The 208-nt window shown below is 57.7% G+C and carries 1 protein-coding gene; it reads left to right on the top strand.

The features are described 5' to 3' along the window. Positions 1 to 208 (top strand): phage integrase N-terminal SAM-like domain-containing protein (locus H1B37_RS33260; protein WP_182871563.1); only part of this gene is annotated, 208 nt, incomplete at both ends.

Below are 208 nucleotides of genomic sequence, written 5' to 3'. Positions count from 1 at the left end.
ATCGTCGCCGCAATTCGCAAAAGTCTGCCGCTCTGGGCGCCTACTTTCCCGAGGATCTTCGCCAAAAACTCAGCGAAGACCTGCAACTCTCCGGCATGGCCAAGCGGACGCACGACGGATACATCCGTGCCATCCGACAACTCTCCGATTTCGCCAAGTGCTCCCCCGACCAAGTCACCGAGAACCATGTTCGGCAGTTCTTCTTGCA

It is taken from the genome of Stieleria mannarensis, from assembly GCF_014154935.1.
GTDB lineage: Bacteria > Planctomycetota > Planctomycetia > Pirellulales > Pirellulaceae > Stieleria > Stieleria mannarensis.
Note: the sequence above shows the minus strand (reverse complement) of the source record. Positions and strands in the feature narration are given on the sequence as shown.